Genomic DNA, 20,469 nt, shown 5'->3' on the forward strand with positions numbered 1-20,469 from the left:
ATAGCCCGCCTCAAACGCCACCGCGGCGTCGCCACTCGCTACGACAAGTTAGCCGTCCGCTTCCAAGCCGTCCTGACCATCACCATCATCAGCGAGTGGCTCTGACCGGCTTTTGAAACACGCCTTAAGCGGGTACGGTCCACCGCTGGTTCGCGGCGCCCGTACAGGACCAGATCTGAAGTTTCGCACCGTCGGCGGTGTTGTTGTCCTTGACGTCGAGGCACTTGCCCGACGCGCTGTTGACGATCGCGCCGTTGGAGATCTGCCACTTCTGGGTCGCGACCGTGCCGATGCAGTCCCAGAGGTGCACGGTGCCACCGTCGGTCGTGGCGTTGTTGGCCACGTCGAGGCACTTGCCGAGGCCGCGTACGGTCCCGTCGGTGCCGATCGTCCACGTCTGGTTGGTGGAGCCGGCGACGCACGACCACAGCTGGGGCAGGTTGCCGTTGGCGGTGGAGCCGTCGGTGACGTCGAGGCACTTGCCGCCCAGCCCGGTGATGGCGCCGGTCCGGCCGGAAGGCGTACCGCCGCCGGTGCCCTGGCTGCCCGTCCACGTGAACGTCGCCGAGGTACGGGTCGGCAGGCTGTAGACGAACGACTGGTTGCCCCAGTTCACCTTGACGCTCTGCGTGCTGCCACTGGTGTTGTACGCGATGAGCGCCTTCGACCCGTCCGGGTTCTTCCACGCCACGTTTTTCACTGTGCTGTTGGCGGTGGAGTCGATGCGTACGGCGCCCGGCTTCACGAACTTGGTGAGGTGGCCCATCGTGTAGTACTCGACGGTGTAGTCGACCTGCCCGCTGCGGCCGTCCCCGTTGTGCACGGTGATCAGGCCGGTGCAGGTGCCACAGCCGCCGTTGTGCGGCCCCATGTTCTGGTCGACCGCGAGGCTCCATTTCGTCCACGACCGCGCCCAGTTGCGGGTGTAGTCGATGAGGTTGTTCATGTCCTCGGCGTGCTGATTGCTGACCCAGGTGCCGCCCGAGTGCTCGGTGAAATACTGATTCATGGACGGGTACTGGGCGCGTACCGATGAAGCCTTGCTCGGATCGCCGCCGTAACCGTGCCAGGCGACGCCGCCGAAATTGGGATGGTTCCGGATCGTCGCGTCGTTGACCAGCGGCGCGGCCCATGTGTCGTAATCGCTGTAATTCCAGTCGTGCACCAGCAGCTTCGTGCTCAGGCCGGCCCCCTGCAGGGCCGGGAGCAGGTCGTTCTTGGCGAACGACTGCAGCCCGGAGACGGACCACTGCATGGACGGGTACCCGGGGCAGCAGCCGGGCTCGTTCTGCTCGGTCACGTAATTCACGTGTACGCCCTGAGCCTCGTACCCTTGCAGGTATTTCACGAAGTACTGCGCGTACGCCTTGTAGTACTCGGCTTTGAGGTAGCCCTGGTTGTAGGAATTGTTGTCCTTCATCCAGTACGGCGCGGACCACGGCGAGGCGAAGAGCGCGAGCTGGGGATTGAGCCCACGAGCCTGCTTCGTCAGCGCCATCACGTCGGTGTCGCGGCTGAGCGAGAAATCGTTCACGTCGCAGCACGTCTCGTCGTACGAGTAACTGGACCGCGCCAGGTCCGACGACCCGATGACGTTGCGTACCGCGCTGACCCCGATGCCGCCGCTGGGGCTGAACAGCTTGGTCATGACGTCGTTACGAGTAGCGGCCGACAGCGCGCCGCTGCCGTTCATCAGCCACGCTGCGGTGTCCGTGAACGAGGCACCGCCGCCCTCGAACTGCTGGTACGTCGTGTTCTCGTTGACCGTGATGGTCTGGTCGGCGCTGCCGGTACTCGACGCGAACGAGACCGGCGTCTGCTGCTGGAGGCCGCGGGTGACCGTACGGCCGCCGCTGTCGCTGGTGGTGGTGAGGTAGATCTGGACGGGCTCGTTCGCGGCGAACGCCGAGGGGGCGAGGGCCACGGCGGCGCCGGCGCTGAGCAGCGCGGCGCTCACCGCGCCCGCGAGGACGGCTTTCCTTCTGGCATGGGGCATGGTGGGGACTCCCTTGACGGCAGGTGGGGGCCTGACCGGGACAGGTAAGGAAGCGAACAATAACCAGCGCGGTCTATGGCCTGTCAACCGTCCGTGAGGCCGTCAATCACCGTGTTTCAGCAGCCCAGAGGCATGGTACGAAGCTTAAAATAAGTTTCACTTAATCGGTTCGGCAGCCGATAACGGAAACCGGGCACAGTCGACCCGTTCGGCCACCGGTTCCACCCGGCCCGCCCGTCTTCCTTACGCCTTCATTAGCACCGTTGAGCTGCGGTTTCGCGCAGGCGCACACTGCTGGACAGGTCGCCGTCCCCCAGGAACAGGGGCCCGGTCGGCGCGGGGGCGCGTCGGCCGAGCCCCGTCCGGCCGCAAACACGCGCCCCGAGGCACCGGTGTCCGTTCCGCGGCTCGTGAGTCGATCTGGCAGACTGGCCGCTGTAGCTCAGGAGGGCTCGCCTAGTGGCCGATGGCGCCGGTCTTGAAAACCGGTGAGGCGTTCCGCGTCTCCGTGGGTTCGAATCCCACGCCCTCCGCCAGATGAACAGCAGAAACCCCCGCTGAGCTGCACGTACGCAGCCCAACGGGGGTTTCATTCGATTGATCGACAGTCTCACTTGATCTCACCGGGAATCACCCGATCTCACTCGCCCCGACCATAGGGCGACTACGAGCATCACCCGAGGGACCTAGACGAACTCTTGGTCCATAGACAGCGCTGGGACATTGTCAGGTGCGCGCCGAGCAGGGCAGCCTTGCCGCCGTCGCGGTTCTGCCATGTGGCCGTCAGGACGGCGACAGTGATCAGCAGGCCGGCGGTGTCGGTGACGATGAACCGCCTACGGCCGTTGATTTCTTGCCCGCGTCGAAGCCCCGCGCGTCCCGTCCGACGGTGTCGGCGCCCCCTGGCCCTCGGGGGTGCAGTACCAGTACACCGTCTGCCAGGGCAGATCTGTCGGTAGGTACCGACACGGACAGCCCGAGCGGACCAGGCAGAGGACCGCGTTGACAGTCTCGAGCCGAGGAGGGCTTATCAGGTCAACCGCCGCCGTTCGGCTCGGGGAAGCAACTCCTCGACCAGGCCCACTGGGCGTCGGTCACGTCAGACGGGTAGCCGCGGCGCGATGACACCCGATGCCCTGCCGACTCCCAGAAGAGCTGTCATGCCTCCACACCATCTACATGAGCCCTTCTCAAGCACTCATTGAGCTGCGAACCCTTCGCACCCGGGTCGACGTCGGCCGTGAACCCCGCTCAACTTCGAAGAGTCACTTCGATCTTTCCGGGTCCGACACCTGACGATAGCTGAAAGGCCGCACTCGCCTCTAGACCGCCATGAATGCAGGCGTCTGCACCCAACGGCCCACAACGGTCATACCACCTCCCTTGGAGAAATCCCCGCTCTAGCGTGCCGATCAAGCTCGCCTCCTCCCGTCTAGACGATCCAATCAGATGTGATTCACCCCATCTTCCGATCACATTCTGTAGTGGATGCGAACTAGCACTTCCAGCAGGCCGAAATGTTGCTCCGTCCAGTTCTGAGACCCTTCACCAGGATCTCTACCCCACCGTTAGTCCACGAAGCCTGTTCAGGCTGCGGGCCAGCGTCGCCACGTGCAGTGAGGGAAGTTCGGCGAGAGGTTGCGGCCGCAAGTATTCCTTCCACAATCACGTCTGTAAATGTTCTTGACCAGATAGCAGCGCTTATGTAACGTTCGAGATGCGCAGGCCGTTGTTACTCACAGCCAACAAAGCCCAACCTCCTCTGTTCGCAGAATCTCCCATTCTTGCCGATCGCAAAAATGCGCGACCTGCTCCGTACTTCATGGCGCATGTAGCGATATGACGACACGTACGAAAGCGCAGTGGGTGAAGTATGACTGCGAAGTTAGGGCGCAACAGTCGCCAACCCCTCAGAAAGGTGCACCAAGTGCGAAGAAGCTCATTCACAAAACTGATTCGCCGTACGATCGCGGCACTCGGATTCGCGGCGGTCGCCGCAACGCTAGCCTTCCCTGGAGTCGCCCAAGCGGCTTCTAATCACTCTATTTCTGGGGAGACTTGGAGTGATTCTAATAAGTGGTACAACTCCACCAACGTTCGCACGAAGTCAGGCACCGGAAACGTTCAAGTCAATCTATCCACAACACCCTGCTGGCTCGACGGGAATGGCAAATGTTCTACGTATGACGACATGAAGTGGCAACTCCTGAACCCAGACGGCAGCGTAATCAGCGGAAGCTACACGACAGGAATCGATCGCAATGAAACGGTAACGATAGCCTCCCTGTCCAATGGCAGGCAGTTCCGGAACGCTTTCGCGCGCGGCCACGCCTGCTTCACTAATTGCCGCCATACGTTCGATGGCACAGAGTACTACTAGAAGCATAAGAGAAGGTGGTGGTGGTGGCGGAGCATTCGCTCCCCCACCACCTTTTGACGAGCGACCTGCTTTCGGCGTTTAGGATTGGCGACTGTGCATGACTTCTCTGTCTTCTACAGGAATCAATAGACGACGTGCCCAGCTTAGGGTTGTAAGTACGTTACTCGCTGCCCTAGTGGCCTCAGGTTGCCAAGCCAGCCACACACAGGCGGACCCTTCATCTGACCGAGCTGACTGGATTTCGGCGGATCAGGCAGAGCTTGAATACAAGGACGAAGCTCGAAACCTTACTCTCGCACCAAAATGGGAATGGCCGCAAGGCAAACTGTATGAAAGCCATGCTCCCGACGGAAAGGAGATGGTTTACGGCGTCAACACCGGCAGGGTCGATGCCGCCTGGTATTGGCACTGCACTTGGGCTCGCAACTATTTTGGCGCCACGTCATCCACTGAGCGGGATGCGGACTTTCAGCAGGTCCTACGGCTTAAGGACTCTGCGTTCTATCGCTACGGGTTGGCACCAGAAGACAAGGGTCCACGCGATAGAGTCATCGCCCTTGCCCAATCAGGACACACAGAACAACTTCATGATATTATCGAATCAAACTGCCCGCCGAAAAGCTAGTTTGCACGATCAAGAGCGGCGCGTAATCGAATAATAAGAGGCGGACATGTTTGCTACACGATCGGTCGATACAGGAATCACGGCCGAAGCAGTCAGGTATAACGGTCGTGCGGTACTCCTCTCTTCCGTGGCCCTCGGCATAGCCGCATTTCTCAGCGACTTAGTTCCTGGAACGCTCGGAGCCATCCTGCTGACACTGACGAGTAGCGGATTTGCATGGGGAATGGCTGCCTTACTTCTGGGTTTTAGGCAGAACACTTGGCGAGCCGCCGCTCTTGCCGGCGCGGCCACTCTCATCATCGCTACAGTAGTTTACTATGCAATGATCCTCGGGATTAGCCAACGGTGGCGCGGCGGAAGCCTTCAGGACGGCAGCTCTGCTGATTACATCGGTTTGCTCTCAGTTGGTCGCGCTGCGGCTCTCTGGACGATGGCATCACTGTGCGCTGGCCCCGTCCTCGGAGTGATCGGCTGGAAGATAAAGGTTGGCAGCGAACGTCAAAGCTCGATCCTCATCGCTGCGTCTTTCGGACTGTTTTCTGCTGACGGCTTTGATGCCATGATCTTTCGAACCTCTCTGCGGGAGCATCTGCATAATTTTGGGGTTCAATTCGTGCAGCCGGGATTCCTGACAATCGTATTCTCAGCTCTGGCAGCGTTCTACTTACTGAGGCAGCGAGGGATTAGAGCCACCACAGTAACTTTCATAGCTTCTGCTATTCTGAGTGTGACTCTAAGTATCTTGCTTTGGAGGTTTGCGTCAATTGTGCGGGTGATGGTCTCAGTTTGATGGCCCTTCGAAGTTGTTCGGGGTTCACGGCTGACGCCGATCCGGGTGTGAAGGGCTTGCAGCAAGGCCGTGAGCCCAAACCATCGGCGGGAGTCCTGGACTCGCAGAGCGCCATTATTGCCCGAGTTCTACAGCGTGGCTTATCCGGAATGTCGCAGCCACGAAGCTTAGGTTATGCGCGGCTCGCCCAGCGCCGCGTCGATGCGGCGGCGGGCTGCCTCGTCTTGCCCCTCGATGCACTTGGCGTAGACCTTAAGCAGGACATGCACGCTGTGTCCCGCCCACTCGGCAACCTGTGTTGCCGGCACTCCCTCATTGAGCCATAGGGACACGGCCGCGTGCCGAAGGTCGTACGGACGCTGGGCGAGCGGCGACTTCTGCTGTGTCGGGGTCAGGGCCGCTCGACGAGCAGCTCGCCACACCCGCGCGTAGGTCTCCTTCGACACCGGGCCGCTGCCGTATCCCTGTGTCACGAAGATCCGGCCGTCGGGTGCGTGCCCGAACTCCGCGATGTGCCAGCGCAGGGCCCGCACAAGCGGCGGGGCAGCCGGCACCGGACGAATAGCGGTCTTCGCCCGGTGCTTGAGCTCCCTATCCTCCCGTACGGCCTGGCTGTCGTCGCCCCACCCTTGCCCGACATGCTGAGTTGAGCCAGAGAGACGGAGCATCCCCCAACCGTCCTCGGGAAGCTCGCAGTCCTCGATATGGAGGTGAAGCGCCTCGGCCGGACGCAACGCGGCGTAGTACAGGCAGGCGAAGAACGCCACCAGGCGAGGATGCCGGTCGGCAACCGCGCCGAGCAGGTCGAGCGCCTGGCTTGGGTTGACGACGGAACGGCGGTCCACCTCGTCATCCGACTTCGGCGTCACCCACTGGACGTGGTCCATCGGGTGAGCTTGGAGGAGTCGTAGCTCCACCGCGTACCGCAGCGCGCCGTAGAACACGGCCCGCTTGCGGGAAATCGTGGTTGCCGCGGCCTGCTTTCCATCGATGCGCAGCGAGAGCGTGTCGAGCGCCTTCCGGACGAGGGCCGAGTCCTCGAGATCGTTGAGATTGACGGTATTGGCGGCGAGCCATCGGATCGTCGGGGCGAGATCGTCAGGCGGTGGACCTGCGTCACGGCGGGCCTTGTTGAACGACCAGGCGTAGAGCGCCCGGCGGATGTCCGCGTCAGCCGGCGCGCCGCGTGTGGTCTTGAGAAGCGCGGGAGTGACGGTAGCCAGTGCCTCGGCGATGCCTTTCCGGTGCTTGCCTGCGGCTCGCGGCCACTTCATGTCGACGAACGCCACGGCGTGGTCGTACCAGGATCGGCTGTTGCGTTGCCGGGCCATCGGCTCGGGGAGGCCGGCCGCCTCGTCGAACGCGATGCCCTCTCGCTGCGCTGTCATCAGCTTGGCGCGGAAGCTCTCCGCGAGTGCCTTGGTCTGGAATCTGTCACCGAAGACCTTGCCGGCGACGACCCACCGAACGCGATAGCTGCTCTGCGGCTTGCCGGTCCGTCGGTCCTTGCCTTTGTGCTCCTGGATTCCCCAGACCTTCACGTCGTAGGTGCTCATGCGGCCTGCGGCTCCTCTCGGGCGGACAGCCAGGACTCGAAGTCGGCCCGGCGGATGCGGATCGATCGGTTGGGCATCTTGTAGTGGCGTGGCGCCAGGCCGATGGCCTTCCAGCGGAAGAACGTCGAGCGGGGTACGGCCATCTGGGCAAGGAACTCATCGAGGGTGAGAAAGTCGCTGGGCACGGATTCCGCCTCCTGGCGAGGGTGGTGGTCTGGCGGGGTCGCAGCGGTCGGGATGCGTCTGCCAGAACTGCCACAACTGCCGGAACCTCGGCGGCACAGGGGTTGTGGCGGTTGTGGCAGTTCTGGCAGACGGCTTACGAGGCTCGGCGCGCGACGAGGGAATGCACGGTCGCGGCCGGTTGGTGGACGGCGGGATGGACCAGGAAGCTCGGCGACGCCGGCCGGCCGCCTGCCCGTTTCGGCGCGGGCGGGTCGAGCTGGCGGAGATAGCCGTGTGCTTCGAGCACGGATAGCGGTGCGTCGAAGTCGGCCGCCGTCGGGATCTGCGAGGACTTGAGCGCCCGGAACACTTCCCGTTTGGTGAAGGCGCTGGTGGTAGTGCGTTCGATCCAGGCGAGGATCGTTCGGGCATTGCGGGTGGCTTGGTCGGCGCCCATGTCGTCGAACGCGCCCAGGGCGTGAGCCGCGTAGTACTCCCCGATCCGCGCGGCCCGGTCGACGGTTTCCGCGTCGACGGGTCTACCCCATCCGTCGTCCAGGCGTTCGGCGAGGTGGAGCAGGCCAGCGATACGGACGACAGCGCCGGTGTATTTCGATCCCCAGTCCACGATGTGCGCCCATGCCCCACCTGGCGCCAACCGGGGTTCTACCTGCCGTTCGATGTCCAGGACGAGATCGTTCGCTTCGGGAGTGAGGACGAGAACGGCCGGGTCGGTCCATTCGGCGAGGGTGAGGACCAGGGCGTGAAGGTTGGCGTGGAAGGTCGCCGCGACCTCGGCGGGGATGGGGTCGGCCCCGACCTTGCGGAATCCGACGGTGTTCTCCGGAACGGCGAACAGAATGCGGGCGAGCAGGCCGAGTCCTCGGAAGCCGGGCATGCCGGCGATGTCGCGCAGGATTTCCGGTTGTACCGCGAGTCCCATGGTGAGGGCGGGTTTGTCGACGTGTTCAGCGTCGCGGGACAGCCGGCCGACGCGCATCATGTCCCCGGCGTGGCCTTTGAGGAATACCTCCAGGTTCGGTGTGCCGGAGTAGCGGCCGGCGATGGTGGCGAAGATGCCGCCTTCGGGAGAGAGGACGGCGAGCCGGCCGCCCTGTTGGGCGAGGAGCGATGCGGCGGTTTCGCTTGTGACGTCGTCGGCGACCAGTTGAGGTTTCACAGGAACGGTGATCGCGTCGGCGTTCATCGCCGCTGCCGTTGCCTCGGCAATCAGGGTGTCCCGTCCGGTCGCGTCGGCGTTCGCTGCGGCGAGAGCGGCCTTCTCCGCCGCTTTCCCAGCGACCTTGGCCGAGAGTTCCGCTTCGACGATCGCGGGTGCGGTCCGGTCGATGAGGGCTTTCTCTGCGGCGAGGATCGGGGCGACCATCGCCGCGAACACAGCGCTCTTGCGGGAGCCCGGCGGTAGGACGACGACCGTGTAGAGGTTCGTCGGTTCGCGCCACGAGCCGCGTACCTCGACCTCGGCCCGGCCGCCGGCCGCCGTCGACAGGCACGCCAGCGCAAGGCTTCCGGCGAGGTCGATCGGGGTCTGGGTGAACTCCGCGACCGCTGCCACGTGGTCCGCCAGCCAGCCGGGCAGCAGCTCGGCGGGGAACAGCGGCAGGTGCCGACCTCGGCCGAGGGGGATCAGCGGCGACCAACCACCCGGTACGGCCGCACCGTCGAGCATCGCGCGGCCAGCGGCCACTACCTCGGCTGGGTCGGCGTCCGAAATGGCGAGGCGGGTCAGGTGGGCGCCGAGGTCGGCAACCTTCCGCCGCTTCGCCAGGTCGGCGACGATGCCCGCGTAGTGGGCCGCGTTCGCCGCTGTCGGCACGTCGGCGGTCAAGGTGTGCAGGTAGGGCGCCCCGCCCACCTTGCCGAGGTCGCCGGCCTCGGCAAGATGAGCGGTAACGGTGATCGGGTCGGTCGGGGTGCCGGCCGCGTGCATGCCGCACATGGCTTCCCACAGCACCCGGTGTGCCGGCCGGCCGAAGTCGTCCGGGGCGAGGGCGGCGGCCAGGTCGGCCATCCCAGCGGGGGCGAGTAACGCAGCGCCGATAACGGCTTGCTCGGCGGCCAGGTCGTACCCGGCGGAAGTCACGATCGCGGCTCCCTTCCATCGGTAGGCGGGTGAGTCAGGTGGTGCGGCGTCCGATCGCCGGATACGTCCGGCCGGTGACCCGACCGAGCCGGGGCGCAACCTCGGCGAGCAGGTCACGCATGAGGTTGAACGCGGTCGCAAGCTGGACGCGGGCCGTGTTCTCGTTGCTGTGCAACGGAATCCGGGCACGCACCTCCGATGTACGCGACGTCTCCGGCCCGTACGCGGGTGAGCCATGCGCGACCACCGATGCCGTCGGCGGTGATGTCCGCCGACCGGTGCTCGGCCACGCCGCAGCGGTGGTCCTGGGCGTACCAAGGGGTGTGGTCGGTCTGCCGGCGGGTGAGCCGGGCCATCGTGCGGGCCATCAGCGTGCGCCCTTGTCGTGCAGCTCCCGCAGGCCGTTGATGATTCGACGGCCGATACGGAGCCGGCGGCCGTCGCCGGCGCAGCGGCGGCAGAGCCCGAACGCGCGGCCGAACGGGAAGCGTCGTCTGCCGCTGCCGGAGCACTTGCGGCAGGTGGCGAACGGCCAGAACCAGCAGCCGATGCCGTAACACAGTGTGGTGATCATCAGGAGGGGGCAAAGCAGCCCGGCGAGGGTGCCGGAGGTGGTCGCGGTTGCGGCGAGGGTGGTCATGGGATGCCTCCAGAAGGCGTTTCGCGGGTGGGAGTGGTGGTGGCGCGACCCGCGACCGGCCCGCGTATGCGCTGAACAGGCCGGTCGCGGAAAAAGTCGCGTCAACGCGACCGGTCGCGGGCGAGCCGCGACCTGTCAGGCCGCCTTGCGACGCTGAATCGCGGCGTCGATGTCGTCCGCCTTGGCACCCTTGAGTGCCTTGCCGGACCGCTTGACATCTACGCTGCGTACACCGAACGCCCGGACCTGAGCTGAGATCGACTCGGCGGTTACGTCCGCGTACGCCTCGGGTAGCCGGCCGGCGAGCCGCGAGGCGATCTCTTCCCACTGGGCGCCGGTCTCGCCGCGCTCGATCACGCCACGCACGTCGGCCAGCACGTCGCGCACCTCACGAGCGATGTCCTCGCCGGCCGCCATGCCCGACAGCGTCCCGGCCTGCTCACGCAGCTTCCGCGCAGCGACGAGGATCTTCTCCGCGTCGTCGCCGTCGGCGAGGTAAGTGCGGACGGTCGGGGTGTTGTCGGAGGCTCCCCGCAGGATGCCGACCCCCTTGTACGACGGGAGCAGCGTCGACGAGTCGTACCCCTCCGAGTAGGCACCGGACCCAAGGACCAGATCGGACACCTGCCACGACCCGGTACGCAGGGAGAACCGGACCTGGTGGTTGTCGCGGAAGCTGATGAACTGCTGCGCGACCTGCCCGCCTCCGATGCCGGACGGCCGCTGCGTGGCGTCGACGAACCCAACACCGGCTGCCGGGGCGACCTTGACCAGGTAGACCAGCAGGGAGGCGATCTCCTTGCTGATGTCGCCGAGATCGAAGTACTCCTGGAACTCGTCGAGGACAACCAGCCGTACCGGCATCTTGTACTTCGGATCGCGGGCGATCTCCCGGGTCAGCTTGCCTTCAGGGCAGACGTCGACGGGCAGCTTGGACAGCCGCTCGTACCGGTCCTGCACATCGGCTTTGATCTCGCGCAACGCTTCCAAGACGATCTCCGCCGGGTCGCCGTCGCGCGTCATCGCCAGGCCGAAGGCGCACCGGTCAGCGACGAGGGAGAACTTGCGCCAGTCCGGCTTACCGCCCCCGTCGAGCACGGTGATTTTCACGTACGGGTCCAGCGCCGCGTACAGCGCAAGGAGCCGGGCGGCGAACGTCTTGCCTTGCCGAGGCTGGGCACCGATGAGAATCGAGTTCCACAGCAGGTCGACGCTGACTTTGTTGCCGCGTTCGTCGAGGCCGAACGGGGCAGGCTGCCACACATCGGTGGGCTTGCACCGCAGCAGCGGCGTTCGGCCGGCGCCGACCGACAGCGGGTCACGGTCAGCCACCCAGAGCGTGTGCCGGCGGTGCGAGCTGGGGTCGCGGGTGATGAACACCTGAGAGATCGCGACATCTAGGCCGGACGCGATGGCGCCGCGCGCCTTGACGGCCTCGTCGAACGTCTTGCCGTACGGCAGGTCGATGGACACCTGCGAGCCCGTGCCGGACGGGTCACGCGCCATGGTCGAGCCGAATGAGATTTGCTGGTGTGCCTTGTCAGGGTGGCCGAGACCAGCGGCGTAGTACGCGCGCAGGATGATGTCCGGGTTGACCCGCCGGAACCGACCGGCCACGGTGGCAGGGGTAATGATCGGCCGGTCATCGGGACGGCCGAGGTGCGCCAGAAATGCCGTCCCACCCGCGATGATCAAGGCGAGTGCCCACCACGGGGCGGTGGCCCATATGACCGGCCCACCAATCGCGACGGTGAGCAGTTCGGCGCACAGGACGACGAACCGCCACGTACGTGTGGCCTTCACTTCGCGGTGCAGCTTGAGCCACATCGCCGGGTCGTTGGCATCGGCAGCGGCCTGCCGGAGCCCGTACTGTTCGGTGACCCACCACCACTTGATCTGCCGACCGGTCAGCCGGAACATGCCGACGGCCGCCCAGAACACGGCGAGGATCGCGTACTTCGGCGAGCGGAGCGCATGAAATCCGCACCGGTAGCCGATGACCGCGAGGGTCTGGCGGATTCTGTGTTTGATGTTCGGCCACGTCGACCAGCCGACCGGAACAATCGGCACCCGCCCGGACGGCCCAGACGGTGAGGGCGGATCGACGGGCATCCCGCCCCGCGTCGGTGCCTCGTCAAGGGCTACCTCGAAGTGGGTATCTCCTACGGCCTCGGCGGTCCGGCGGGTGCGGGCCGTGTCCAGGTCGACAACGTCGGCGACATCGGCTTCCGCCGCGCGCCAGTCGAAGTGGTTCTCGTCAGGGGTTGGATTGTGGGGGACCATCAGGTTCTCTCCCGTGGGATCGCGGTGCGGTTGATCGGGGTGAGGAACCGGCGGCACAGCACGATGGCTGGCAGGCTTGGGGCTGTGCCGCCGGGCGAACTCAGAACGGGCGCGGCGGCATCGGCTCGCCGCTGAGCAGCGCGTCGATGACCTCGGTCATGTGCTCGGCGATGTATTGCCGGTCGAAGTCCTCGTTGAGGCGGTCATCAGCCCAGTCGCTCAACGAGCGCAAGTTGTTCTGTAGGGCAGCCAAGGCGGCGCCCCTTCTGGCCTGGTCAGTCACGGCTCTCTCCTCGGGTGTTGGTCAGGCGGCGGCGAGTGCGGATGTTTCCGCAGGAACAGGTGCGGATGGTGACGCGTCGGTGACGCGCAGCGCGGCGAGATGGCGCCGGGCGGTCGACGGGGAGACACCCGCCTTGGCGGCGATCGCAGCGGCCGAGGCGCCGGGCATCTTCGCCGCGACCTTGGCGACCTTGTCCGCCGATGGAGGACGCGGCGTGAGCCGCTTCGGTCGAACCTCGGCAACCGGAACCGGCTCGACGCCGGCGGCCGACTCGGCGGCCGGCGGAGTCAGCGCCGCCGTGGTGGTTGCTTCCGAGACCGTGACCGGCTGGACGGGCGCGGCTGCCGGAGCCGGGCCGGTCTGAAGCCGGCGAATCCGGCCGCCGATCTCGACCAGGGACACCGAGGCGATCACGATCAGGCCGTCCACGCTGAACGGGATCAGGTACGGCGACGCGCCCGACTCGCCGTAGCGCACCGCCACGCCGACCATGTGCCAGTACGACACCCACGCGGCGATGCCGGCGATGACCGCTGTCGCGGCGAGCCGGGCGACCGCCTGGGCACCTCGGCGCAGCGGAACGCGGCTGATCAACTCCACGGCGAGCAGCAGCGCCAACGGCGACCATGCGGAGATCGCCTGACTGATCGCGTTGTTCTCGGCGTGCAGCACGTTCCCGGCCAGCGACGCCGCGATGCCGAGGGTGAACACGGCCCGGACAGCCCATCCAAGCCGCTTAAGACGGTGAAGGTCGGTGGTCATCAGGCGACCGCCTTCCGGACGGCCGGACGCCCGGCCAGATCGGCGGCGACCCGTGTCACGCGGGCCTCGGCCCGGCGGAGACGGCGCCAGTCCAGTGGCGCCGGGCCGCCGCGGTCAGCGGCGTTGATGATGGCGATCTCGGCGTCCAACACGTCCAGCTCGGCGGCGATCAGCGGCCATTCCGCCTCGATCGCGTCCAGCTCAGCCGGCGACGGCTCGTCAATGCGGTGAACCTTGCTCACGGGGTGTCCTCCGAGGACAGTGGTCGGCGCGACCGAAGCCGCGCCGACCAGCGGGAAGGGATGTGTGCGGAGGGCAGGGCAGACCGCGCCGTCACGCGGTCCCGTGATAGTCCGAGGTGCGGCGAGACGCGCTTGCCCAGCACGTCACGTTGAGCCATCGAGCGGACAGGTCTGGTCGGCCGGACAGGTCAACGGCCGAACACCCAAGGCAACCTCGGAAGATCACGTATTCAGTTGACAGAGAACGTGCGGCTCGGCGGTGTCATGGCGTGCGGCAACCCGTGCCGCCGTACCAGTCCTACCGACCTCTTGGCTTACCTGGCTAGCCAGGTCGCTTGAGATCAACCTAGGCTCGCATGGCTAGTCAGGTCAACCCTGAAACTGAAACTTCCCCAACTTGGCTAGTCAGAGCTAAGCTGTGCAGGTGGCCGAAGACCTTGACTTCCTGGGCAAGCTTGATCCCGACGATCCAAAACAGGCGTCGCAGCAGATCGCCAACAAGCTGCGAGCAGCGATCCTCACCCGACGCCTCCAGCCAGGCGACAAGCTGCCATCCCAACCAGAGCTCGCGAGCCGGTACGGAGTCGCGCGGGAGACGGTGAAGCGCGCGCTGGAGAGCCTGCGGGCCGAGCGGTTGATCGTTACCCGTCAGGGAAGCGGCGCGTTCGTCCGCGCCCAGACACAGCGCGCGGTCGAGCTGCGCCCGCACATCGAAGCATCGTTCGAGCGCCCCCACGTCACCATCGACTTCGCCGGCTTCTCCGGCGAGACACTGCGAGACGCACTCGCCGAGGCACTGGACAAGGTCCGGGTGGGTCGGCTCGCCCCCGAGACAATCGCCGTACGGGTTCTGCTCTCGGACATGACCGCGCCCATGGCCCTACCGGCACGCGCGGAGACCCAGTCCGACGATCCGGCCGTCCGGGAACGCGCCGAACGAATCACCCGCCGCGCGGCTGACGGCATCATCGACCAGGTCGCCGAGCTGGGCGACCTCGGACTCATCCGCTCCACCACTGTCGAAGTCCGCATGCACCGGGCCTCGCCGCTGTTCAAGCTCTACATCCTCAACGGCGAAGAGGTCTTCTACGGCTTCTACCCCGTCGTCGAACGCACGGTTTCGGTCAAGGGTGAGCCCATGGCGATCTACGACCTGATGGGCAAGGACGTCCCGCTGTTCCACTACGCCGTCACAGACGACGAAAGCTCTCACGGCACCCAGTTCGTGGAAGCGTCACGCCAGTGGTTCGACTCAGTGTGGTCGACGATCGCCTACCGGTACGACGCATGAACGCCGACGTAGCCGGCCTGCTCGACAGCGTCGACGCTGTCCTACTCGACTTCGACGGTCCGGTATGCAGCATCTTCGCCGGCTACCCCGCCCGCGACATCGCGGCGGAGCTAGTGGAGCTGCTGCACCGCCACGGGGTCGACGTGCCGTCTCACCTTGCCGGCAAGCGAGACCCGCTCGAAGTTCTGCGCTGGACAGGAACCGCCACGGACCAGCGCATCACGCGCTTGGTCGAGGACGCCTTGTGCGAGGCAGAGCGACGCGCCGTCGAGACGGCCGCACCCACGCCGTACGGGCGGGAGGTGATCGTCGCGGCACGACAAGCGGGACTGCCCGTCGCCGTCGTAAGCAACAACTCCGCCGGCGCTGTGGGCGCCTACCTCGCCGCACACCGCTTGACCGGGCACGTCTCGCCGGTAATCGGCCGTGCGTACGCGGAACCGGAACGCATGAAGCCCAACCCTGAGCCAATATCCCGCGCCGTGCGGATGCTCGACGTGCCGCCGACTCGAAGCGTCCTCATCGGCGACTCGTTGTCGGACATCGAGGGCGCCAAGAGGGCCGGCGTCCGCGTGATCGCCTACGCCAACCGTGCAGCCAAGCTCGACACCTTCCGCACGACCGAGGCGGATCTCGTGATCACCAGCATGGGACCCATCGCCGAAGCGCTCGTCGCACGATGCGAGGGCGAGGAGCCCGAATCACTCGGCGGCGGCATCAGCCGGCGGGGAAACGTAGGTGCCGCGCTGCGGGACGGTGAAGACCAGGCCGCGCTCGCGGAGAACAGCGACGGCACGGCGGACCGTTCCCCGCGCGATACCGAACTCCTGCACTAACTGAAGTTCCGACGGGATCGGTCGGTTCGGCTGCCAGTCCCCGCGCTCGATCCGCCCGGCCAGAATCTCAGCGAGCTGCAGATAGGGCGGTACGGGCCCGTCCGGTTCGATCATCTCATCAAGCTAAACGACCGTCATCGACTGAATACCCCCAACCACATTCTTGTACGTCCAAGAACAAGCTTGTACAAGCATGAGAGGCACATCATGGAAGAGCACCTTCCCGAGCGTCCTTCCTGGGACTGCACCAAGTGCGGCGAGGCATGGCCCTGCGCCATCGCAAAGGTTAACCTCTCCATCGAATACCTCGGCCTTCGATCGGCTCTTCTGCTGTATCTCGGCATACAGCACTGGAAAGCGTTCAACGACCACGCTGCATCCGGGCCGGTACCTGTCGATTTGCACGAGCGCTTCTTCGGCTGGATCCGGTGATCGCCTGTGGAGTCCGGACGCAGATCTAACCCTGACAAGGTCAGGCTGACCCGCACCGCCATGGGCGGAGTGGCAGTTCTCTGGAACGACAACCTCATTGGCTGGCTACACGCCAGCATCGGCGACAAATGGAACGCCTACGTCTGCGGTCCGCGAGCCGACGACCCGGGCCGGCACATCGGCCGGTTCACCAGAGACGAGGCCGTACGCCGCATCGCGCTGGATGCTGGCTGGCCCGATAGGTAATGAATTAGTTTCGGGGTCACCACTCGAGCAACGTTCTTGTATCGGTCGTCCGCAGCGATGTGACCAGCGATTCACGTACGAACTTCACGTACCTCTTCAAAGCGGCCCGAAACGAGCCGCTCATCCCGCCACCTGAGCGCGCCACTAATGCCGCCGCTGGCGCTCTGGCCCGGGCCTCGAAGCGGGGAGGAAATGGCCGGCTGCCGACCGGCGCGCCATGAGTAATGCAGACCAATTGCCCGCGCTGGCCCGCATGGCGAGTCGCGGCCTTCGAGCTACAGGTGCTGAGGCGCGCATGGTGTCCATGCTGCCCATCCGCTGTTAAGGGCGCTTTGCACCGCAAGCAACGGCTAAAACCGGCTGCCCTGGACAGCGAGCCTTTGCGACCCTGAGCGGTCAGGCGCCAAGCGGCAGGCCGGTGGCCTGCCCGCAGCCTGGTGCACGCCGCCCGCATCGATAATCGACTAAGCTTTCAAAGTCGGCTTGACGCATTGCCAACCAGCTGCCAGTGCATCAGCGAATATTTGCCGCAAACAGTATCGACAACGGCCCGGGCGAAAAACAGTCACTTCTACAATAAGGCGGATATCCTGCCCAGCATTCTGCTTGAGTCAAGGATGTCCATAGCTCGACTCATAACCGGCTTCCAGAAGATTCTGTCGCCGCCGCGTTTGTGCGATTCTTCTTCCATCAGAAACGATGCCACTCGAAGGTCGGAGATCCGTTGCGAAACTTGCTCGATATCTGCGTCCAGGGCTTCTAGCTCGTCGCGTTCCTCGGGGGTAGCACCTTCGGACATTGCTGCACGCGAGGCGATCTGCTCCCTTTGCCGAGCCAGGCGATCCCCCGTTCTATTTAATTCCTCCGCAAAGGAACGTGCGAGAACTGATAGCTCGGCCATTAAGCTTGGCGTGAGTTGGAGCTCACGACGATTACTCCCCCTTTCGCCACTGACAGGCTCCTCCACACCCGGCAGAATCTCCACTTGCCGTAGAGTTGAGTCACTAACGTCCGCGCGAAGTTGACTTCTTGCATGAAAGAGGAAAGTCTTGGTACTCATCATTGTCAGAGTCATTCCGGTGATGTCGAGGCACTCGCGTACCAGTTCGGTCCGCGCACCCACGGTTTGATTATCGTGCCGCCAGAACCAGTCCTCTTTCGTGTCCCGGGTGACGATTAACAGAGGCAGCCTTCTGGAGTCAACCTCCTTAAGGGTCTGATGCCAGAGTAGGTAGTCCCCGTACGGTTCCGCCTTCCCTTTATCCTTAAATCCGGGGGGAACCCCTTCGTCGATCCTCCGTTGTGCTTCCTTCTGCGCATCTTCAAGCTCGGATTCCGGTAACGCATCCCCCACCCTTCCGTCAAACAAAGTTTGGAGCTGCTTCAGGATCGGGTCATTCTTGATTGAGTCGGCGGGAATCCCATGCAACTGTCGCAGCTTTTGGAGTCGGTCGGCTGCGCCGTTCAGCCCATCCTCGACGAAATCCGTTAGCCTCTTGACCTCATCCTGAGGAAGTGCCACACGAGAGCTGGCTTGGGACAGCACATCGAGTAGACGCTTTTTGGCATCCTCCAGAGACTTCACCGCATCTACATATGCGCTATCGTGGCCGGAGATGACCCCAATTCGGTTCAAATGAAATTCAAGGGCGACTTGGTGGGGTATCCAGAGGCGATTGCCCAGCTTGCGGAGCGCCTGAAGTAGCTCTTCCCGAGTGTTCGATGCGAACCTGTACAGATCCAGCAAGACGTTGGTGTCGACAACGACAAGCGATGAAGTAACCGCTTCAGCAGTTGACGATTCCGAGGGAATAATGAGGTGAGCGAAGTCCTCGCTAAAGCCTTTAGGCATCTCGTTTCCTGCGTCGTCTAGTCGCGAATAATCGAGGGTAGCTGCCGGTTGTCCGTGTAGGCCAAAAGGCTGACACCACACCGTAGTCGTCAGCCAGGAGAGCCACAACCAAGTTCCAGTCCACCTCTGAGGGTCGATCGCGGTTAAGGCAGTGGAGATTCCGGCGAGGGTCGCAGCTGCTGTACAGCAGCAAACTACAGCAACCGACCGGCCACACCGGCTTGAGTCGAGCCGCCGTAGATCCACTTGACCGTATCCAACTTGATCCAAACGAGTCGCCATGACTCGATCGATCACGGGTTTCCCGACTAGACTTCGCACCCATGCAGTTCGCCGCTGACCCGCCAAGTCGCGCGTGACTCTTCGCTCAGGTGCCGTCATCGACCTGGCGACCGCAGGCTGCAGCAAACTCGTGTGGGTCGGCGTCCACCACGGCGGAAGGGCAGCGCGCTGGTGTCGTCCGCTAGGGTAAAATGCGGCGCCTCTAGGTCTATCGCTTCCTACGATACTCGGAACGGTCGTAGATACGGGGGGATTCGCCAATGGAACCGCTTGACCTTCTCGGGCACTTTTGGTTTCCGGGTCAGCCGAAGGGCGGCCAATACGGCCGCCTTACCTTCGACGTCGTAAAAGGCGGGTCTCTCGATCTTAATGATGATCTTGGTGAGTTCCTTCCAAACGGTGAACTCCACGTAGCATGGGGCCACTCGAAGCGGCGAATACTGGGCACAGTAGACACGCCAGAGGGCCGCAAGAAGGTTACCCTGATCGACTGCGGATCAGGTACGGCTAGTCGATGGTATGTCAATGCTCTACTCATCGGTGACCACTTCGACAGCGATAGTGAAACTTGCTTCGATGAACTTATCCTCCGTTTGGATTGTCTACCAGCTTGGGTCAACCAAGATTCGATAGAATCGGACATGGTCGGCCCACTTGATGGAATTGACAGGAAGGAGTTCGAACTGTCGCTCACGCGCCCACCTCGGTCGGAAGCGAAAGATCAGGAGGGGCGATCCGTTGCGCTAGACTTTCGTTGGGGCCGAGTCGAGCAGAGACTCGAAAAGCTCGAACTTCAACAATGGCCGCAGATCGAGATTCAGTACGGACAATATGCCGGGCTTGACAAACTGAGTAAAGACATCTCTTCGATTTACAACTTCGTAGCTCTGTGTGTCGATCGTGCGCCTCGCTTCCAGTCAATCCATCTCTACAGGCGAGACAGACCGGAGTTGAGTCTGGAGGGAACACCCTTTCCTGGCACTAAGAGGCGCGTCGAACTGAAAGCTCGATTCGATCGATTTTCGGAGAATCGCGGCCGGCGCCTGACTCCCGACGGTGTGTTCGCGTCCTTTGGTGATGTAGGCGGGATCGAAACTTTGCTGAGCTGGCTGCAGTTAGCGGACAGCCTGGGAACGGTCGTCGGTTCACTACTTACGATGAGGAGCCAGACTTATACTGAAAACAAGTTTCTGAATCAGGTCTCAGCCGCGGAAGGGCTGCATCGGATTGCGATCGGCGGTAGTCGCATGTCGCCCAATGTTTTTCGGGCGCTCAAGCGACACATCCGCAAAACTGCGGTACCACGCTCACAGCACGATTGGTTCAACGAGCTGATGTCACATGCCAACGACCCGACACTTGGTGAAAGGCTCAACGAGTTAGCGTCAGAGATGCCTGCGTTAGTCCCACTCCTGGTTGGCGACTATGAGCCTTGGGTGCGGCTCGTCAAGAAGGCCCGCAATCTCGGTACGCACTTGAGCGAGACGAGCTTTGGGGGTAGTCCTGGCGACCTGCTGTGGCTGGCGGAGAGTGTCTTCAACTTCACGCGCGCCAGTCTTCTTTTGCGTTTGGGAGTTCCATTGAGCACGCTTCAAAGGCTCATCATGAAACCCGATGTCCAATTCGCAACTGACCGGTGCGCCGATGTAGTAGGTCGCCTGGGCGGCAGAAGCCTGCCGTAGTTACCCACTATAGAGACTCGAC

General features: G+C 63.9%; 16 protein-coding genes, 1 tRNA gene and 2 pseudogenes. 7 read left to right on the forward strand and 12 right to left on the reverse strand.

Translation table 11 applies throughout. The annotated features are described in order from the left end of the window. Nucleotides 1-105: pseudogene (locus IT780_RS42015) on the forward strand (IS5 family transposase); the annotation flags it as partial. Between the two features lie 19 nt (nt 106-124). Here the strand turns inward: IT780_RS42015 and IT780_RS19895 are convergent. After that, a complete protein-coding gene (locus IT780_RS19895; protein ID WP_199513122.1) occupies nt 125-1,996 on the reverse strand; it encodes a ricin-type beta-trefoil lectin domain protein in 1,872 nt (623 codons plus the stop codon). Nucleotides 1,997-2,441: 445 nt separating this feature from the next. On the opposite strand from IT780_RS19895, the gene IT780_RS19900 reads away from it, so the two are divergent. Further along, nucleotides 2,442-2,532, forward strand: a tRNA-Ser gene (locus IT780_RS19900). A 2,515-nt stretch (nt 2,533-5,047) separates the two neighbouring features. Further along, on the forward strand, nt 5,048-5,791 hold the full coding sequence (locus IT780_RS19905) for a DUF6518 family protein (RefSeq protein ID WP_199513123.1): 744 nt from the start codon (nt 5,048-5,050) through the stop codon (nt 5,789-5,791). A gap of 167 nt (nt 5,792-5,958) precedes the next feature. On the opposite strand, the gene IT780_RS19910 is transcribed toward IT780_RS19905, so the two are convergent. The 9 genes from IT780_RS19910 to IT780_RS19950 all read right to left on the reverse strand — a co-directional run bounded on the left by IT780_RS19910 (nt 5,959) and on the right by IT780_RS19950 (nt 13,826). After that, entirely contained in the window at nt 5,959-7,347 is a 1,389-nt protein-coding gene (locus IT780_RS19910) for a tyrosine-type recombinase/integrase (RefSeq protein ID WP_199513124.1), read from the reverse strand. After that, entirely contained in the window at nt 7,344-7,532 is a 189-nt protein-coding gene (locus tag IT780_RS19915; protein ID WP_249610366.1) for a helix-turn-helix transcriptional regulator, read from the reverse strand. Before IT780_RS19915 ends, IT780_RS19910 begins: the two co-directional genes overlap by 4 nt. 134 nt (nt 7,533-7,666) lie before the next feature. Next, the gene (locus IT780_RS19920) at nt 7,667-9,544 is read right to left on the reverse strand and encodes a DUF3987 domain-containing protein (RefSeq protein ID WP_233413207.1); all 1,878 of its coding nucleotides are present in this window, start codon (nt 9,542-9,544) and stop codon (nt 7,667-7,669) included. Between the two features lie 106 nt (nt 9,545-9,650). Next, entirely contained in the window at nt 9,651-9,809 is a 159-nt protein-coding gene (locus tag IT780_RS42025; protein WP_233413180.1) for a hypothetical protein, read from the reverse strand. Between the two features lie 174 nt (nt 9,810-9,983). Continuing rightward, nucleotides 9,984-10,256, reverse strand: coding sequence for a hypothetical protein (locus tag IT780_RS19930; RefSeq protein ID WP_199513125.1), 273 nt, complete (start codon nt 10,254-10,256; stop codon nt 9,984-9,986). Between the two features lie 135 nt (nt 10,257-10,391). Then, nucleotides 10,392-12,596 (reverse strand): cell division protein FtsK, encoded by a 2,205-nt coding sequence (locus IT780_RS19935; RefSeq protein WP_307831273.1) that lies wholly within the window; start codon nt 12,594-12,596, stop codon nt 10,392-10,394. Nucleotides 12,597-12,639: 43 nt separating this feature from the next. After that, on the reverse strand, nt 12,640-12,822 hold the full coding sequence (locus tag IT780_RS19940; RefSeq protein WP_199513127.1) for a hypothetical protein: 183 nt from the start codon (nt 12,820-12,822) through the stop codon (nt 12,640-12,642). Between the two features lie 21 nt (nt 12,823-12,843). Further along, nucleotides 12,844-13,584: a DUF2637 domain-containing protein gene (locus IT780_RS19945; RefSeq protein WP_199513128.1), complete on the reverse strand. Its 741-nt coding sequence runs from the start codon at nt 13,582-13,584 to the stop codon at nt 12,844-12,846. Next, the gene (locus IT780_RS19950) at nt 13,584-13,826 is read right to left on the reverse strand and encodes a DUF6284 family protein (RefSeq protein ID WP_199513129.1); all 243 of its coding nucleotides are present in this window, start codon (nt 13,824-13,826) and stop codon (nt 13,584-13,586) included. The genes IT780_RS19945 and IT780_RS19950 overlap by 1 nt, the downstream gene beginning before the upstream one ends. A 424-nt stretch (nt 13,827-14,250) precedes the next feature. Between IT780_RS19950 and IT780_RS19955 the strand changes: the two genes are divergently transcribed. Then, complete coding sequence (locus tag IT780_RS19955; protein ID WP_199513130.1) at nt 14,251-15,117, forward strand: GntR family transcriptional regulator; 867 nt, start codon at nt 14,251-14,253, stop codon at nt 15,115-15,117. Next, nucleotides 15,114-15,791 (forward strand): annotated as a pseudogene (locus IT780_RS19960) (HAD family hydrolase); the annotation flags it as partial. The gene IT780_RS19955 and the pseudogene IT780_RS19960, both read left to right, overlap by 4 nt. 27 nt (nt 15,792-15,818) lie before the next feature. Here IT780_RS19960 and IT780_RS42030 read toward each other — a convergent pair. Continuing rightward, nucleotides 15,819-16,067: a GntR family transcriptional regulator gene (locus IT780_RS42030; RefSeq protein WP_233413181.1), complete on the reverse strand. Its 249-nt coding sequence runs from the start codon at nt 16,065-16,067 to the stop codon at nt 15,819-15,821. A gap of 93 nt (nt 16,068-16,160) precedes the next feature. Between IT780_RS42030 and IT780_RS19965 the strand changes: the two genes are divergently transcribed. Continuing rightward, nucleotides 16,161-16,385: a hypothetical protein gene (locus IT780_RS19965; RefSeq protein ID WP_199513132.1), complete on the forward strand. Its 225-nt coding sequence runs from the start codon at nt 16,161-16,163 to the stop codon at nt 16,383-16,385. An 817-nt stretch (nt 16,386-17,202) separates the two neighbouring features. Here the strand turns inward: IT780_RS19965 and IT780_RS19970 are convergent. Beyond that, on the reverse strand, nt 17,203-18,483 hold the full coding sequence (locus IT780_RS19970) for a PIN-like domain-containing protein (RefSeq protein WP_199513133.1): 1,281 nt from the start codon (nt 18,481-18,483) through the stop codon (nt 17,203-17,205). Nucleotides 18,484-19,025: 542 nt separating this feature from the next. On the opposite strand from IT780_RS19970, the gene IT780_RS19975 reads away from it, so the two are divergent. Beyond that, entirely contained in the window at nt 19,026-20,447 is a 1,422-nt protein-coding gene (locus IT780_RS19975; RefSeq protein ID WP_199513134.1) for an ApeA N-terminal domain 1-containing protein, read from the forward strand. Nucleotides 20,448-20,469: the final 22 nt, after the last annotated feature.

Origin of the sequence: Nucisporomicrobium flavum, assembly GCF_016464385.1 — a bacterium.
Classification (GTDB): domain Bacteria; phylum Actinomycetota; class Actinomycetes; order Mycobacteriales; family Micromonosporaceae; genus Actinoplanes; species Actinoplanes flavus_A.